Source organism: Candidatus Coxiella mudrowiae, assembly GCA_001077715.1.
GTDB lineage: Bacteria > Pseudomonadota > Gammaproteobacteria > Coxiellales > Coxiellaceae > Coxiella > Coxiella mudrowiae.
This window is the reverse complement of the sequence record CP011126.1, coordinates 329,076-344,021: the sequence shown is the minus strand read 5'-3', so window position 1 is coordinate 344,021 and position 14,946 is coordinate 329,076. Positions and strand designations below refer to the sequence as shown.

The window sequence follows — 14,946 nt, the reverse complement described above, 5'->3', positions numbered from 1 at the left end:
TTCAATCCTTGCCGTAACTTAACCACCGACGATAACGTTCTTCCAAAAGAGTATCCATAGGTTTGGACTGCAAGGTAGACAAATTTAACTGTAGGCGTTTTTTGAGTTTCGCTGGCATAGCGTCGACATCGCGGTGCGCTCCCCCGAGCGGTTCTTTCACTACTTCATCAATCAAGCCTAATTCGTTGAGTCGTTCTGCAGTTAGCCCTAGCGCTTCGGCAGCTTCACCTGCTTTTTCAGCGCTCTTCCATAAAATAGAAGCGCAACCTTCGGGCGAAATTACGGAATAATAGGCATATTGCAACATTAAAGTACGATCTCCTACTCCAATAGCTAATGCGCCCCCGGAACAACCCTCCCCAATTACGGTACAGATAATCGGAGTTTTTAATTGTGACATTTCATAAAGATTTCGGGCGATGGCCTCACTTTGATTGCGTTCTTCAGCACCCACCCCGGGATAAGCACCCGGCGTATCAATCAACGTGATGACCGGAATTGAAAATCGTTCAGCAAGTTTCATTAACCGAAGCGCTTTTCTAAATCCTTCGGGCTTTGCCATACCAAAATTGCGAGAGATTTTTTCCTTAGTAGTCCGACCTTTTTCCTGGCCAATTACCATAACCGGTTCATTATCTAAACGAGCTAATCCTCCAATGATGCCAGTATCGTCATCGTAATGGCGATCACCGTGTAACTCATTGAAATATAAAAACATCCGCTGAAGATAATCGACAGTATGCGGGCGCAAAGGATGCCGCGCCAATTGCACAATTTGGTATGCTTTTAAATCAGAAAAGATTTGGCGCGTCAATTGAACATTTTTTTCTTCCAACTTAGCCACTTCTTCTCTAAGATTGAACTCTTGGCTGTTACCCACTCGACGGAGTTCGTCAATTTTTTCCTGAAGCTCTGCAATGGGTTGTTCAAAATCTAAATAATCTAGATTCATAATTAACCTATTTATTGAAACAAGTAGAGTTTAATGTAGCAGTTCCAATGTATTTCTGCTAGGAGAGTTAGTGTGTTATTATTTGCTTATAAGGGGTTAAGCGCTCTTATCATTGCTATCGTTACCCTAACGGCAGGTTTTGCATCCTTACATTTTATTCGCCGTTATCAACATTTATTATCAATGGGTGATGCTTTTGCTGATGGTATCTTTCTAGGGGCGGCCGTTTTTCATTTATTCCCTGACGCCGTTCAGAGGCTATCGAACAAACTCAGTGCGTTGAGCTCCTATGTGCTGGTTATTGTGCTTATGGGGTGTGTATTTTTACTACTGTTTAGCCTTGAGCGTTCAATTATACTGCGAGAAAAACAACGTCAAATTATTTCCGCCGAGCAAATGTGTACGGCAAGTGCTTGGATGTTAACAGGAATTTTGTCGGTTCATGCTTTCATTGCTGGAGCCGCACTCGGCATTTCCGATTCAGCCAGCATTGTTTCGATTCTATTAATCGCTATTCTTGCTCACAAAGGGTTCGAAAGCTTTGCTTTAATGATAGGACTACATCGGGGTATTAAAAAAGAAAACGAAATTAAAGTAATTTTATGGGCTTTTACTTTCGTGACTCTGTTTGGAATCATCGTGGCTGCTTTTATTGAATCATTTCTTCAAACGCAAACGGCCGCTATTATCACGAGCTTATTTAGCGCCTTTGCTGCCGGCAGCTTCTTTTACATTGGCACGCTTCATGGAGGCTATGAGCATTTTCATCCCCCACGTGACTCTTTAAAGCGCTATCAAAAAGTACTCGCCACTTCACTTGGTATTGTTGCAATGGGTATTGTGTAGTGATTCGGACCTAGATCTAATTATTATGAGGCTTCAATAGAAATTCGGTCATCGAAAACAAAACATTTCCCTTTAAAAAAAGCTCCACCGCATTTCTCAAAATAATTGAGGATGCCCCCATCCAGTTGATAAACTTTTTTAAATCCTTTCTTTAACATCACCGCAGTTGCTTTTTCGCAACGAATCCCTCCCGTGCAGAAAGTCACAACGGGTTTTTCTTTCAAGGACTCTGCCAGTTTATCAATAGCCCGAGGAAAATCGCTAAATGATCGAAGATTAAGATCAATAGTGTTAGTGAAGGTTCCCATAGTCACTTCAAAATCGTTACGTGTATCGAGAATTACCATATCACGGTTTTCTTGATACCAGCGCTGAAGCGTTTCAGGGGAAATATGCGAAGCCGTTTCTTTTGCAGGATTAATATGGGGGTAACGCATCGTGATAATTTCTTCTTTAATCCGAACGATAAATTTTTTAAAAGGATATGTTGAAGAAGAACTTTCTTTATAAAATAAATCGTTAAATTCAGGGAAATCCTCTAAAAATGTTTGAAAGGCTGAAATAGCTTCGGGCTCCCCGGCCAACATGAGGTTAATCCCTTCACAACTTAATAAAATTGTACCTTTCAATCGACATGCCTTTCCTTTATCTCGCAGCACTTTTTGCAAATCCGACAATAGTTCTTTTCTTAAAGTGATAAATTTATAAGCAGCTATATTCACAATTTTCATTATTCACTCCGATTCACCATGTGCACAGCTGTTTGCGCAGTAGGATAAATTTTAATTTCTCGTACATCCACGTGGGCAGGCCAAGTCGTGCAAAATGCGACCCTCTCAGCGATATCTTGAGGAGAAAGTGGCATGAACCCCTGATAGGTAATTTTAGCTCTTTCCTCATCACCATTAAACCGTACTCGTGAAAAATTAGTTTCAACAGCACCAGGATCAACGAAACTTATTCGAATTGGCGTACCATGAACATCTATTTTTAATCCTTTACTAATCGCTCTCAGTGGGAATTTGGTAGCGCAATATACAAAACTCCACTCGGATAAACTTGATGGGAAGCAAGCGAATTGATGTTAATAATATTATGCCCTTGGTTGCGTTTAAGCATTGTAGGTAATACATAATAGGTGACGTACAACACGGCCCCATTTATATTAGTATCAATCATCGTATCCCAATCATTGGGTTCCCCCTCTTGCAAATTTCTCAAACCCAAAGAAAGCCCAGCATTATTTATTAAGGATATCCATATTCTGCCATTCAGCCAGTAATTGATGTAATTAGTTTTCAACCGAATTGAAATCTCTCACATCGAGGGGAAAAGAATAAACGTCGGTATGAAACAGCCTTTTTATATCTTCTGCAACTTCCACCAATTGTTTCTGACGGCGGACACACAACAAAAGGCGTGTGCCTATAACTGGACGAATTGCTCGGCGCAAGCCCGTTCGATACCACTAGAAGGTCCAGTTATTAAAACTATTTTGTTTGATAAATCTTTAGCCACGGCAAAAAGTATATCATTTTCATTATCATGCTGAAATTAAAATGGCAAACCCGAGTGAACCCTTCTGTGGCATGATATAATTTACCCCTTGATTTGATGAATTAGGCTCTGCTGGATGCAATCCTACTCGTGCTTTTTGGACTTTCAGAACTAATCATGCGGAAAATAAAATCTATTTTGATGTTGTTTTGCCTAGGAGCGATGATGCCCTTAATCGGTTGTGTAAAAAATTTGATCAATCTCAAAGACCCTTATGAAAAATTTAATCGAGCAATGTTTGGATTTGATCAGGCCGTGGATTACTTAGTTTACCGCCATGTGACCAAAGTCTATAAAACAATTACACCGCTGCCTTTGCAACGCGATATTTCTTCTAACAAAACCGCCTTTACCAATTTGGGCATGTTAACCACGATGCCTAATGACGTTTTACAAGGCAAATTTCATTGGATGTTTATTGATAGCTTGGCGTTTTATCATCAATAAGACTGTTGGAATCGAAAGGCTCTTTGATATAGCCACGCGAATGGGCCTGCCCCAAGCATCATGAAGATTTTAGAATGACATTGGTTTTTTATAGTGACCATAAACAACCTACTTATTTGGTGCTCCCTTTTCTGGGACCAAACTACCTTCCAAACCTTCCAAGTAGCTCTTACTCAACCATCGATTACAACCTCCCCGTGGCCTTATTTACATCCTAAAAGCCTTCGTTACACTATTACGGAACTGAAAAATGGGTCAATATTCGTGCTGGGCTTGACGGAGATTAATCTGCCTGCTGTTAACGCCGATTTTGACCCCTACGGTTATTATACGCAATATTTATTTGCAGCAACGCAATAAGTTATCGCCGAAAACAAAAAGGATTATATCCTTTCCCTAAAACGAAAGCGACCAAGGCACCAAATATCAGTCACGGACATTAGGTGGTAACCCCTGGAGGATAGTTCTAATAGATTTTCGCCCCGCTTAATTCGAGCTACAATGCCTAAAGCGGAGAGAGTTTATGCACGCCGAGAATGAATCTCTTTTGGAAAGCTTTGATAATCAGATTATTCCTTGAATAGATACACTCTTAACAGAGTTAGAAAATATGCTTTATACATAAAATCCTGAAAGTTTTCTACGCTCAATGAGACAAGAATTGCGAGCAAGAAATCCATTGGATTCAATGGACCATCTGCCAGCAGTTCAACAAGAAAGGACGGATGAGGCTGATCCTCAATTGATTAACCTCAATAGTTTAGATATTGGAATGCCTGAAACGCTCCAAAGCGCTTTGGAAACTTATTGGTGGAGCAAAGGTTTGGAGATGAAACCGGAAGTATCCTTTCGCCTTCAAAAAATAATAAAACAAACTATTTTCAATTATTGTCAACGCGTTCTTCAACGACCCAGAATTTTGAATTCGATATCCCAGGGTGAAAAAGAAGATTCCTGATATAGAGAACCCACATCGCTGGATTCGCGAGCCGACCAGAGGCGCTATTATTGACTTCCTGAATTTAACCACCCACAAAAAAATAGGGTGGTTTTCGGATTACTTTGCCTATTAGGAGTATTTTCATTAACGATAATCGACTCGACCCAGATAGCGCTTTTACTTTAGCGGCCCTCGCTATATTTTGTAGCACTGTGTTCTTGTTGTTCTCCACTCCTCTGTCGCGGATGGGTAGGTTTTTCGGGTCATGGGGATGAAGGAAAAGCGCCTAATCGCAAAGCACCCAGACAATTGCGGGATGCATTATCGACACGAGATGATGAAATAAATGCTGGAGAGATAGAGGATTCGCAAAATTCACCCGATCCAGAAGCTCAAATCTCTCCACGGCACTTAGGAGTTCATCACCCTTGATTCTCTCTTTTGGGTGGTGTCAGAAAAAAGGCTTTAAAATATTTCATGTGGCGCTTTTCAGCCTCAGATTCCACCCGCCCAATACGGGCAACATCATTTGTTTGCGCGCCAATATCGGCGCTCAATTGCATTTAATTCATCCATTGAGGTTTGAGCTAGACGAAAAACCATTGCGCCGAGCGGGATTGGATTATCATAAATGGACAATGGTTATCCAACATGAAAATTTTATTGCCTTTAAAAAAGAGTTCCCCAATCGTCGCATTTTTGCCTGCACTACTAAAGGAAAGACCATTTATTCCAATGTCTCTTATTAGCCTTCAGATATTTTTTATTTGGCCCGGAAAGTCGTAGCTTAGCACAAAATATTCGAGATGGGTTTCCGGAACTTCAGAAAATTCGCATTCCCATGGGGGTTACTACACAGCGCAGCATTAATCTTGCCAACACCGTTTCTATTATTTTATACCAAGCTTGGCGGCAACAAGGGTTCAACTGGTTCAACTGGTTCAACTGGTTCAACTGGTTCAACTGGTTCAACTCATCGCTTTAATTAAGGATTTTATAATTTTTTTTAGAAAATGCATTAAGTTTCTGTTTTAGCAGACCGATGTAAAAGTTCATGAACAGCCTGTTTGGGATTAAGATTTTCATGCAGAATGCGATAAATTTGCTGGGTGACAGGCATTTCAATTTTATGTTTTTTTGCGAGTGACCAAACTTGGTTGGTATTATAAAGACCCTCAATCGCCTGACCAATCGCTTGCTCGGCATTTTCCTTTCTGACACCCTCACCTAATGCTAAGCCGAACCGGCGATTACGTGATTGGTTATCCGTACAAGTAAGGACTAAATCACCTAATCCAGCCAATCCGATTAAGGTTTCTTGTCGGCCACCCAAGGTCTTAACCAAACGGCCCATCTCAGTTAATCCTCGGGTGATTAAAGCAGCACGAGCATTCGCGCCCAGCCCCAACCCATCGCTGATTCCGGCTGCAATGGCTAATATATTTTTTACACTTCCACAGATTTCAACTCCTACCAAATCGTTATTTTGATACACTCGAAAATAAGGACTATGTAGTCGTTCAATTAAATCCTGAGAAAAATCTGCATCATTACTCGCCACTGTTACCGCAGTCGGCAATCCAGCTGCCACCTCAGTAGCAAGGCTTGGCCCCGATAATGCCGCCATAGGTAATTGACCTAATTCTACTTCGATGACTTCATGCAACAAACGATTACCGGCTGCAAGACCTTTAGTTCCCCAAGCGATACGGCCGTGGGAATTAGCATAGGGTTTAATCCGTTGAACGACTTTCTGAAAAGCAAAACTAGGCACAACGATTAATATATCCGTGACTCCTTCGAGACTCGCTTCTAAATCATAATAAACATACAACGACTTCGGAAAGGGGTGATCCGGCAAATAACGGCGGTTAATTGCTTCGGATTGCATTTCCTGCACATGTTTTTCTTCGTGAGACCAGAGTCGAACGCTTTGATCTTTCTGAGACAATAAAAGAGCCAGAGCCGTTCCCCAAGAACCAGCACCGAGGATAGTTAGGGGACGATGGCGATCCATCATATCTAATCCACACAATCAGTATCGTTATTCTCTTGGGAACGATCGTTCTGTTCTAAGAGTAAGTCAAAATTCACTGGTGCCAAATAGAGCTGAGGGAATCCTCCACGAACAACCATATCCGTAATTACTTCGCGTGCATAGGGATAAAGGATATTAGGACAAAAGCTTCCCAACATTGGTCGCATTTGGTCCTCAGGGAAATTTTTTATAATAAAAATCCCACCCTGAAAAATTTCAGCTATAAAAATAATTTTTTCTTTCATTTTAACCATAGCTTTCACGGTTAAAACCACTTCATAGTTATGGTTTCCCAAATCATTTGTCTTAGTGGCTAAATTCAAATCTAATTCCGGATTCCATTCTTCAAAAAACACATGAGGGCTATGTGGCGATTCAAATGACAAATCTTTCACATATAATCGTTGGATTGCAAATTCTGGGGGATTACTTGGCTGATTAACGTTTTGTTTTTCTGCCATCAGTGTTCCTCATTTTTATTAGAAATTAACAACTTATCCAGTTCTTTTCTTTGCTCTAACTTCCACAAGTCATCGAAACCACCAATTCCTCGATCATTTATAAATATCTGTGGAACACTGCGTCGTCCATTGCTTCGCTTGATCATTTCTTCAAATTTCGCGGGTTCTTTATCCACACGGATTTCTATATAATCCACTCCTTTTTGCTCAAGCAGGGCCTTGGCTCTTAAACAATAAGGACAATAATCAGTGGTGTAAATTTCTACTTTAACCACATCATTTCACCACAGGCATATTAGCATTGGACCATGCCCCTATACCACCAGCGAGCATATAAACTTTTTGATAGCCTTGTTTGCGCAATTTATTTACAAAACAAGCAGATTTTTGGCCCATCCCACAAACAATGATTAACGGTTGTTGTTTATATTGTTCGAGCCCTTTCAAACTCTTATCAAATTCAGTGGCAGGAATATTAACCGCATGGGTGATATGTCCTTTCTCAAAAGTTTTAGGGTCACGAATATCAATAACTACAGCCTTTTCATTATTAATGAACTGGACTGCCTGAAAAGGCGTCAAACGATTACTTCCGCCAAGCCCTTTCCCTTTACTTCGAGCCTCTAAAATAAATAAGGCAATCAAGGCAATTATAAACGCTGTAACTAAAAGCCAATGATTAATAAAGAATTGAGGTAACTTTTTCATAATATAACGTGTTCAATAGTAAAATCTTGGCAAGTATACTTGATTCACCCAAGGGATGTAAGCGGGTCCCTTTTTATACTTTTGCTCGAAGTATCCGTTTCAGGATGAAAACATTAAAGCGAGGGCTTCTTTTTTACTATCAGGTAAATTTGTAAGCGTTAAGGTTGATAAACCAAGTACTTTGTAAAGCCCTATTAAATTGGTTTTTGACAACGCTTGTAAGTGACGCTTAATCACCTCTAAGTCACCGCGGCTGATAGGTCCCGTTAAAACTCTTTCAGTTGATTGAGCAAAATCAAGATTATCTAGAGTATTTTTCATTAAATTTAAAATCATTTTAATTCCGTCCTCGCCCATTACTCCTGCATTTTTTAGACAAGATAAAGCACTATCGCATAAGGTCACTAAATAATTCGAAGCAAAAACGGCTGAAGCATGATAAATGACTTTATTTTTCTTATCGATTGGATAAATCGAATAATTCATTGCTTTAAAAAGGTGAGATAATAAACTTAGCGCTTCATCATCGCCTTCGAGAGCACAATAAGTAGCACAATCGTTCCTTATATTAGAAGATTTGGTAAAACTTCGCATCGGGTGAGCACTAGCAATGTAACAATCTTTTTCTTTTACAGAAATCAATAGATCCGATGAAAGAGAACCACTACAATGGAGCACAATGCTTCCCGATTTCAGATTAGGGCTCTTTGCCAAGTTTTGGCAACAAGTTTCTAGAACATCATCGTAAGTGGTAATAAAAGTAATGTCAGCCGGTGGCAATTCTTGGATGCTCGCGAAGGCCTCTCCTTGTCCAATAGAGGCTATTGCTTTCTTGCCGCTTTCTAATGAGCGATTACAAACTCCTTGAATAAGAGCAATATTTCTACCTACGATTTGTTTAGCGATAGTTTTTCCTACGCGCCCCACCCCAATGAAATTTATTTTAATGTTCATGCTATTCAGTCAGCTAAATTATCCAGATTTTCTATCTTAATAGGTGGTAAGTTATCGGAAGGTCTAAAATGAAAAAATTGACTGAAAAAATATAGCTCAGCTTCAAGAGCCGTTTTAATATTTTTTGCGTCCCTAAATCCATGTTGCTCATAGGTGAAGGTCACATAAGCATAAGGAAGTTCCCTTTTTTTCATTTCGGCAATCATCATTTCGGTTTGAGCCGGTGGTACAACTTTATCTTCCAATCCCTGTAAAAAAATAATGGGGCAAGATAATTTTTCTGTACAATTAAGGGGCGAGCGAGCTTTATAAACGGCTTTTTTTTGCAGATAATTTCCTACTAATGTTTCTAAATAATGTGACTCAAATTTATGGGTGTCGTCCATAAAACCTTCCAAATCCGCAATACCAAAATAGCTTGCTCCTAATGAAAAAATGTCATAAAAAACTAAGGCACATAATACTGTATATCCGCCGGCGCTTCCTCCACGGATAATTAATCGTTCAGGATCCACCTCTCCTTGTTTTACTAGGTAAGTAGCACCATTGACACAATCAGCAACATCGACAACACCCCACTGCCCCTTTAGACGTTCTCGATAAGCTTTTCCATAACCCGTGCTGCCACCATAATTAACCTCAAAAACAGCAAATCCGCGACTGGTCCAAAATTGGTTTTTTAAATTTAATGCTGTGGAAGTAGCACCCGTGGGTCCGCCGTGACTAATAACAATTAGCGGAGGGTTTTCATTTTGTGGAGCTGTATAATCTTCATTATAAGGAGGATAATAAAAACCGTAAGCTGATTTTCCTTCTGCTGTAGGGAATTCAATCGATTTCGGCGATGAAAGGTATTTTTCATCAATTTTTAGCAATGTGCTCTCATATAAGATATTTAATTGACTATGATTAATATCATAACATACTAAGACAGGAAACTTGTTATGACTTGCTCCAATAAAAATAATCCGATTATTTTTAGCTACTAACGTCGGCGCAAAATTTGAAAAAGGCAGATTTAAAGGCGAATAATAACTGTCTTCAATGATTCCTAATGTTTGTTCACCTTTATCCGTTACAATAACAGCTAAGCGATTTTCATCTAAAAAGTCATAACTTTTGAGTCTAAAATTCCATTGCGGAAAGTCGCACTCCCGTTCCATTGGACAAATAGTTTCGAATTGTGTGCCATCGTAGCAATAAATATTTCCAAAACCACTTTTGTCTGAAAGAAAATAAAGTTTTCCATCAGGACCAAAACGTGGCTGAGAAATGAACTCACCCACCCCTCCGGCAATCTTTTGAATATTGCTTAATTCAAGCTCGGCCGTAATATCAGACTGCCAAAGTTCGGTCCCATCCCACGGCATTTGTGGCCGATTCCAACAAGTCCAGACAATTTTGTTCCCTGAGATATTTAGACGGGGAAAAGAATAAAAGTCATAACCTTGTGCTAATACTTTAATTTGTTGGCTTCCATCCGTAGAAAGAGCCACTAGGTCATTTTCAACAGTTTTTCCATGCGATTCCCGAACGAGAATCAGCCATTTTTTATCAGGAGTTATAACCCCATCGGCATAGCGAAGTTTCATTTTCTCGACAGCAGGGGTAATTGGCTTCGGGGTATCGCCAAGCTTTTGGCGATACCAACGTTGATCTTTGTCATTAGCAAAATAAATTATGTTCCGATCCACGAGATAATCTCCTCCACCATATTCGTGAACACGAGTACGGGCATGAAAACCAAAAGGCGTAACAGCATGCATTTTACCTTCCGGAGAAAGGCGCATAATCACATGCCGCCCCACTTCTTCTGGACGGCGTTCCAGCCAATAAATATCCTCGCCGGATGATTCAATATTCATGAGAACGCGAGAGGAAGCCGCCGCCACCTCTGCACTAATAGGCGATCGCCAGGTACCATACGGAACTTGTTTTTTCATGGCCATCATTTAACTGCAAATGGGATTAAAATTCAAAGCCCCTTTTTCAGGTTCTACGGATGGATCACCCCTCGAAATAACTTCTTGGAACCGGTAAAATGATCACCTTTTTAACAAGCCTTAACCTAACGAGATTTGCCGAATGAGCCAGCCAACCAATAAACCAGCAAAACATCGCCCTAAACCTATGGTACTCATTATTCTTGATGGGTTCGGGGAAAGTGAAGAAACGGCCCATAACGCGATCAAGCTCGCTAATACACCCACCTTAGACGAATTATGGCTCCATTGCCCTCATACACTATTGCATGCTTCGGGTAGTACGGTAGGCTTGCCAGAAGGGCAAATGGGCAATTCAGAAGTTGGGCATCTTCACATTGGTTCCGGTCGGAAAGTACCTCAAGATTTAACTCGAATTGATGAGGCGATCTCAAGCGGTGATTTTTTCAAGAATCCTGTTCTTATTGATGCCATCGAAAAAGCTAAACAGCATGACAAAGCCGTCCATATAATTGGTTTGTTATCACCTGGCGGGGTACATAGTCGGGATACCCAAATTGCAGCAATGATCGAATTGGTGCATCTTCAGGGTGTAAAAAAAAATTATTTACACGCTATCTTGGACGGCCGCGATACTCCACCAAAATCGGCGTTATCGTCTATTAAAAAAATTGATAAACAGTTCCTTAGTTATTCTCAATCTCCTTCTAAGGGTACTACCCAGGCCAAGATCGCATCTCTTATCGGCCGTTATTATGCTATGGACCGCGACAAACGCTGGGATCGAACCCAAAAAGCGTATGATTTATTAACTAAAGGAATTGCTACTCATCACGCTGCCACCGCCGAAGAGGGGCTTGCTCTTACTTATGAACAAGGCGAAACCGATGAATTTGTTAAACCGACTAGCATCCATTGCAATGGGGGAAAACGCCTAACCGTGCAAGATGGCGACGTCATCATTTTTATGAACTTTCGCGCTGATCGCGCTCGGCAACTCACGCACGCATTTGTTGATAACTCTTTTACAGCTTTCGAGAGAAAAGTAACCCCAAAGCTCGCTAGTTTCGTAACTCTAACAACCTATGAAAAAAATCTCGATGCCTCCGTCGCTTTTCCACCGATGCAGTTAACCAATACCTTGGGTGAATATTTATCTCGTTTGGGTCTTCGGCAACTGCGACTTGCTGAAACGGAAAAATACGCTCACGTAACTTATTTTTTAAATGGCGGTCAAGAAGCCCCTTTTCCGGGAGAGGATCGAATGTTAATTCCATCGCCCAAGATAGCCACTTATGATCTTCAACCTGAAATGAGTGCTGAGGAAGTAACAGATAAACTCATAGAAATGATTAAAAATGGTGATTACGATCTTATTGTCTGCAATTTTGCTAATCCGGACATGGTGGGCCATACGGGTGAAGAAGCGGCTACCAAGACGGCTATTCACACGATCGATAATTGCCTAAAGCGTATTCTTGAAGCATTGCAATCAGCCGGCGGCGAAGCCCTAATTACGGCCGATCATGGCAATGCAGAAAAAATGTTTGACGAAAAAACAAAACAACCGCATACAGCTCATACCTGTAATCTGGTACCATTGATTTACGTAGGGAAAAAAGCTCAATTCCAAAAAGGAATTGGCGCTTTGGATGATGTAGCGCCAACTTTGCTCTTCCTTATCGGGCTCAAAAAACCCTTTGAAATGACAGGACGTAACTTAATTATTTTGAAATAATATGCAAGGGAATTTGCTTATCCTTTTTCTCACTTTTCTAATCGAGATAATCTTTCCATTGAATTTTGCTGCAGCAGATCTTTCCGACCTCAAAAAAATAATCATAAAATTGCAACCATTAAAGCCGTTCTGTCACAAGATCAAAATAAACGAGTCATTTATTTAAAAAAACTTAAATCAGCGGATATAGCTTCTAACGGGATACGGTTCCACCTTCAAAGAATAAAAGAGAATTTAAAAAAACAGACTGCGTTATTAGAAAAATTAAACCGGTATGAAAAGCATACGAAATTAAGTTCGCCACTCAGCCACTCAACATCAAGGTCTCGCCCAATAAATCCGTTCTGCCTAAACGTGAAATGCTTGCTAGATTAGAAATACAAAACGAGAGCGTCAACAAGCCATTTCAGATCTTAGTAATGAAATTCAAACTAAAAATCAGCGACTGGATGAATTATTAACCAACAAACAACTATTAGAAAACACGCTAGTCGGTATCGAACAACGCGCTCGACGTGAGGCGGTGCGGTGATGAAGGTGGATTTTGCTAAATTAAAAGGTTATTTGACCTGGCCCATGAAAGGTACCCTTCTTCCTTATTTCGGCACTTCAATCAACTACAGTGAATTAAAATGAGACGACATCTTGATCGCAGCATCCGAAGACGAGCTCGTTTATGCAGTAGCTTTTGGCAAGGTAGCTTTCGCTAGCTAAGTGGTTGCCAGATTATGGATTTTTATTGATTATAAACCATGGACATGGTTATATGACACTTTATGGACGGAATAATTTTTTATATAATAAAGTCCGGTGCCGTGGTCCAAAAAGGCGATTTGGTAGCCACTGTAGGACGAAGCGGCGGCTATGAGAAAAACCAGCAGTTTATTTTGCCATTCGCCATAATGCTAAACCCCTAAATCCTTTACAATGAATGGTCCGAGCGATGAGAAAATCGATGAAGTTACGCTGGTCAATCAGCAGAAATAAACTGCGATCTATTTCTAAAGGTAAAATTGTATTCGTAACATCATTTTTTGGTTTGGGCTTGAGTTTTTTGACATCCACCCTAGCTATTCCTCATCCATTGCTGCCAACAATAACGCCAACGCAAATTGAAAATCAAAACGATGAATTGTCAAAAAAGGATATTCAACGCTTCCTTACCACTATAGCCCTTATCCACCGTTATTACATTAAGAATGTTGACAATGATGAATTGTTCAATAGTGCCATTAGTGGCATGATCGCCAGCCTTGACCCTCATTCCAGCTATCTCGACACTAACGATTTGAAAGAGCTTAAAACGACTGTATCGGGCGAATTTGTAGGCATCGGCATTGAACTTACTCTTTCAAAAGATAGACTTTTAAAAGTCATTAGTCCGCTAGACGACTCTCCTGCTGCCCGCGCCGAAATTAAACCCAATGATTTTATCTTAAAAATTAACGGACAACTGGTTCAAAATATGAGTTTACCGGAAGCAGTAAGTAGGATAAAAGGCAAGAAAGGCACCAGTGTTACATTAACGGTTTTACGAAAATTTAGGGATAAACCTCTTATTTTTAATATCACTCGCGAACCGATTCATTTAATTAGCGTAAAAAGTAAGATGTTGGAACCAGGCTACGGCTACGTTCAAATTACCTTTTTCCAAGGGCCTGTGGTCACACAATTGCATGAGGCAATTTCTAAATTGAAAACGGAGTCCAATAGTCATTTGAAAGGTTTAGTTCTTGATTTGCGGAATAATCCCGGCGGACTTTTGGATGTCAGTGCTGGAGTAGCTGATAGTTTTCTCGATTCCAATAAAATTCATCAATATAACGATTACATTGTTTATACCAAAGGTCGAGTTCCCGGCGCCGACATTGAAATCAAAGCTACCCCGGGGGATTTAATTCCTAACACTCCGATGGTGTTGTTAATTAATGGAGGCTCTGCTTCTGCTTCAGAAATCGTAGCAGGTGCTCTTCAAGATTATAAACGCGCTATCATTATGGGTACGCCGAGCTTTGGAAAAGGATCTGTTCAAACTGTGTTGCCTATTGGTCATGACGATGCCATTAAATTAACCACGGCTTTGTACTACACCCCAGCTGGTCGAGAAATTCAAGAAAAAGGAATTATTCCAAACGTTACTGTGCCCGAATTTACCATCAAGCCTGCTGAAATGGGCTTAACCCTCGATGAAGCAGATTTCCAAAATCATTTACCCAATGATATGGTTAAAAGCTCGAAAACAGCGGTTGAACAAGAAAAAAAACTATTGGAAGCTCAATTAGAATTAGCAAAAACAGATTACCAATTGTATGAAGCGCTTCTTATGTTGCATGGGTTAAATGCCCATTCCTAATAAAAAAAC

The 14,946-nt window shown here is 40.3% G+C and carries 15 protein-coding genes and 1 pseudogene; 6 read left to right on the top strand and 10 right to left on the bottom strand.

The annotated features are described in order from the left end of the window. Position 1 precedes the first annotated feature (1 nt). A complete protein-coding gene (locus CleRt_RS01660; RefSeq protein WP_048874951.1) occupies positions 2-952 on the bottom strand; it encodes an acetyl-CoA carboxylase carboxyltransferase subunit alpha in 951 nt (316 codons plus the stop codon). Positions 953-1,024: 72 nt separating this feature from the next. Here CleRt_RS01660 and CleRt_RS01655 point away from each other — a divergent pair, with 72 nt between their 5' ends. After that, positions 1,025-1,798 carry a ZIP family metal transporter gene (locus CleRt_RS01655; protein ID WP_048874950.1) on the top strand — a complete coding sequence of 258 codons (774 nt, stop codon included), beginning with the start codon at positions 1,025-1,027 and terminating at the stop codon, positions 1,796-1,798. Positions 1,799-1,821: 23 nt separating this feature from the next. Here the strand turns inward: CleRt_RS01655 and trhO are convergent, their stop codons facing one another. The 3 genes from trhO to CleRt_RS11350 all read right to left on the bottom strand — a co-directional run bounded on the left by trhO (position 1,822) and on the right by CleRt_RS11350 (position 3,025). Continuing rightward, positions 1,822-2,529 carry an oxygen-dependent tRNA uridine(34) hydroxylase TrhO gene (gene trhO / locus CleRt_RS01650; protein WP_048874949.1) on the bottom strand — a complete coding sequence of 236 codons (708 nt, stop codon included), beginning with the start codon at positions 2,527-2,529 and terminating at the stop codon, positions 1,822-1,824. Continuing rightward, a complete protein-coding gene (locus tag CleRt_RS13045) occupies positions 2,529-2,663 on the bottom strand; it encodes a hypothetical protein (RefSeq protein WP_306686768.1) in 135 nt (44 codons plus the stop codon). Before CleRt_RS13045 ends, trhO begins: the two co-directional genes overlap by 1 nt. A 146-nt stretch (positions 2,664-2,809) precedes the next feature. Further along, positions 2,810-3,025, bottom strand: a complete 216-nt coding sequence (locus CleRt_RS11350) for an SDR family NAD(P)-dependent oxidoreductase (protein WP_235379140.1) — start codon at positions 3,023-3,025, stop codon at positions 2,810-2,812. Positions 3,026-3,496: 471 nt separating this feature from the next. Between CleRt_RS11350 and CleRt_RS13040 the strand changes: the two genes are divergently transcribed. From CleRt_RS13040 to CleRt_RS01630, 3 genes and pseudogenes are all read left to right on the top strand, one after another. Next, positions 3,497-3,802: an MlaA family lipoprotein gene (locus CleRt_RS13040; RefSeq protein WP_162198809.1), complete on the top strand. Its 306-nt coding sequence runs from the start codon at positions 3,497-3,499 to the stop codon at positions 3,800-3,802. 649 nt (positions 3,803-4,451) lie between these two features. Further along, positions 4,452-4,760 carry a hypothetical protein gene (locus CleRt_RS01635; protein WP_048874947.1) on the top strand — a complete coding sequence of 103 codons (309 nt, stop codon included), beginning with the start codon at positions 4,452-4,454 and terminating at the stop codon, positions 4,758-4,760. A gap of 452 nt (positions 4,761-5,212) precedes the next feature. After that, positions 5,213-5,727, top strand: a pseudogene (locus CleRt_RS01630) (tRNA (cytidine(34)-2'-O)-methyltransferase). Positions 5,728-5,760: 33 nt separating this feature from the next. Here the strand turns inward: CleRt_RS01630 and CleRt_RS01625 are convergent. The 6 genes from CleRt_RS01625 to CleRt_RS01600 all read right to left on the bottom strand — a co-directional run bounded on the left by CleRt_RS01625 (position 5,761) and on the right by CleRt_RS01600 (position 10,846). Next, positions 5,761-6,762 (bottom strand): NAD(P)H-dependent glycerol-3-phosphate dehydrogenase, encoded by a 1,002-nt coding sequence (locus CleRt_RS01625; protein WP_048874946.1) that lies wholly within the window; start codon positions 6,760-6,762, stop codon positions 5,761-5,763. A gap of 2 nt (positions 6,763-6,764) precedes the next feature. Continuing rightward, the gene (gene secB, locus CleRt_RS01620) at positions 6,765-7,241 is read right to left on the bottom strand and encodes a protein-export chaperone SecB (RefSeq protein ID WP_048874945.1); all 477 of its coding nucleotides are present in this window, start codon (positions 7,239-7,241) and stop codon (positions 6,765-6,767) included. Continuing rightward, entirely contained in the window at positions 7,241-7,516 is a 276-nt protein-coding gene (gene grxC / locus CleRt_RS01615; protein WP_048874944.1) for a glutaredoxin 3, read from the bottom strand. The genes secB and grxC overlap by 1 nt, the downstream gene beginning before the upstream one ends. Before the next feature lies 1 nt (position 7,517). Continuing rightward, positions 7,518-7,949 (bottom strand): rhodanese-like domain-containing protein, encoded by a 432-nt coding sequence (locus CleRt_RS01610; RefSeq protein ID WP_048874943.1) that lies wholly within the window; start codon positions 7,947-7,949, stop codon positions 7,518-7,520. Positions 7,950-8,048: 99 nt separating this feature from the next. Further along, a complete protein-coding gene (locus CleRt_RS01605) occupies positions 8,049-8,903 on the bottom strand; it encodes a Rossmann-like and DUF2520 domain-containing protein (RefSeq protein WP_048874942.1) in 855 nt (284 codons plus the stop codon). 5 nt (positions 8,904-8,908) lie between these two features. Next, positions 8,909-10,846: a S9 family peptidase gene (locus CleRt_RS01600; protein WP_048875758.1), complete on the bottom strand. Its 1,938-nt coding sequence runs from the start codon at positions 10,844-10,846 to the stop codon at positions 8,909-8,911. Between the two features lie 142 nt (positions 10,847-10,988). On the opposite strand from CleRt_RS01600, the gene gpmI reads away from it, so the two are divergent. Then, a complete protein-coding gene (gpmI, locus tag CleRt_RS01595; RefSeq protein WP_048874941.1) occupies positions 10,989-12,584 on the top strand; it encodes a 2,3-bisphosphoglycerate-independent phosphoglycerate mutase in 1,596 nt (531 codons plus the stop codon). A 1,054-nt stretch (positions 12,585-13,638) separates the two neighbouring features. Next, positions 13,639-14,937, top strand: a complete 1,299-nt coding sequence (locus tag CleRt_RS01585; RefSeq protein ID WP_235379139.1) for a S41 family peptidase — start codon at positions 13,639-13,641, stop codon at positions 14,935-14,937. Positions 14,938-14,946: the final 9 nt, after the last annotated feature.

Excerpts from the sequence above, each read along its gene's own strand:
- gpmI (WP_048874941.1), top strand. The coding sequence starts at position 10,989 with ATGAGCCAGCCAACCAATAAACCAGCAAAACATCGCCCTAAACCTATG.
- secB (WP_048874945.1), bottom strand. The coding sequence starts at position 7,241 with ATGGCAGAAAAACAAAACGTTAATCAGCCAAGTAATCCCCCAGAATTT.
- CleRt_RS01610 (WP_048874943.1), bottom strand. The coding sequence starts at position 7,949 with ATGAAAAAGTTACCTCAATTCTTTATTAATCATTGGCTTTTAGTTACA.
- trhO (WP_048874949.1), bottom strand. The coding sequence starts at position 2,529 with ATGAAAATTGTGAATATAGCTGCTTATAAATTTATCACTTTAAGAAAA.
- CleRt_RS01660 (WP_048874951.1), bottom strand. The coding sequence starts at position 952 with ATGAATCTAGATTATTTAGATTTTGAACAACCCATTGCAGAGCTTCAG.
- CleRt_RS01635 (WP_048874947.1), top strand. The coding sequence starts at position 4,452 with ATGAGACAAGAATTGCGAGCAAGAAATCCATTGGATTCAATGGACCAT.
- CleRt_RS13045 (WP_306686768.1), bottom strand. The coding sequence starts at position 2,663 with ATGCCACTTTCTCCTCAAGATATCGCTGAGAGGGTCGCATTTTGCACG.
- CleRt_RS13040 (WP_162198809.1), top strand. The coding sequence starts at position 3,497 with ATGTTGTTTTGCCTAGGAGCGATGATGCCCTTAATCGGTTGTGTAAAA.
- CleRt_RS01625 (WP_048874946.1), bottom strand. The coding sequence starts at position 6,762 with ATGATGGATCGCCATCGTCCCCTAACTATCCTCGGTGCTGGTTCTTGG.
- CleRt_RS01600 (WP_048875758.1), bottom strand. The coding sequence starts at position 10,846 with ATGAAAAAACAAGTTCCGTATGGTACCTGGCGATCGCCTATTAGTGCA.
- CleRt_RS01605 (WP_048874942.1), bottom strand. The coding sequence starts at position 8,903 with ATGAACATTAAAATAAATTTCATTGGGGTGGGGCGCGTAGGAAAAACT.